Origin of the sequence: Melaminivora alkalimesophila (assembly GCF_000282995.1) — a bacterium.
GTDB classification, from domain to species: domain Bacteria; phylum Pseudomonadota; class Gammaproteobacteria; order Burkholderiales; family Burkholderiaceae_C; genus Melaminivora; species Melaminivora alkalimesophila.
Map to the genome: position 1 here is coordinate 1 of NZ_ALEE01000270.1, position 866 is coordinate 866.

At 66.3% G+C, this 866-nt stretch carries 1 protein-coding gene and 1 pseudogene; both read left to right on the top strand.

Features of this window, described 5'->3' with window-relative positions:
- Positions 1 to 368, top strand: a pseudogene (locus A612_RS17325) (transposase); the annotation flags it as partial.
- 76 nt (positions 369 to 444) lie between these two features.
- Positions 445 to 792, top strand: coding sequence for a type II toxin-antitoxin system RelE/ParE family toxin (locus tag A612_RS05000; protein ID WP_019373440.1), 348 nt, complete (start codon positions 445 to 447; stop codon positions 790 to 792).
- Positions 793 to 866: the final 74 nt, after the last annotated feature.

Consider the following 866-nt stretch of genomic DNA (forward strand, 5'->3'; position numbering starts at 1 on the left):
CCGGCACCGCCGAGACGGCCCCGGCCGCGCCGGCCTCGCTACCCCAGGCGCCGCTGATGCCCTTCGACGCCACCGCCCGCACGCCCTGGGCCGTGCCCTTCGGCTGGCACGAGTACGCCGAGCTGGTGGACTGGACGGGCCGGCAGGTCCATCCCCACAAGAAGGGCAGCATCGCGCCGCAGGCGCCCGCCTTGCTGCAGCGCCTGGGGCTGGAGGCCGAAGCCTTCATCGGCATGGCGGGGACGTTCCTGCAGGAATTCGGCAGCGCCGTCGGCGCGCCGGCGCAGCTGGCCCGGCTGTGCGCCCGGCGGCAGACACGCTTCCTGCACGGCATGCGCGCGGCGCGGCGGGTGTTTGCAGCGGGGTGAGGGGTTCGCCAGAGAGGCAGGAAGTCGGCTATCGAAACCATCGTCCAGAACGAATCTTTTTCGGTACAATGATGCAATGGATGGGCCAATTCTCGGAGTTGCTTTTTACCGCTCCGAGGCGGGCAACGAGCCTGTGCGTGAATGGCTTCGCGGGCTGACCGTGGAAGACCGAAAGATCATCGGCGTGGACATCAAGACGGTCCAGTACGGCTGGCCCATGGGCATGCCCCTGGTGCGCAAGATGGAGCCTGGGCTGTGGGAGGTGCGCTGCAGCATTGCCGACGGCATCGCGCGCATCCTGTTCACGACCATGGGTCCGCGAATGATCTTGCTGCATGGCTTTATCAAGAAGTCGCAGAAGACGCCCGAAACTGACTTGAAGACCGCGAGGAGCCGGCTCAAGAAACTGAGGAGCACTCCATGAACAAGCACATCGGCAGCGACTTTGACGACTTCCTGGAAGACGAAGGCACGCGCGAGGAAGCCACGGCGGCCGCC

Excerpts from the sequence above, each read along its gene's own strand:
- A612_RS05000 (WP_019373440.1), top strand. The coding sequence starts at position 445 with ATGGATGGGCCAATTCTCGGAGTTGCTTTTTACCGCTCCGAGGCGGGC.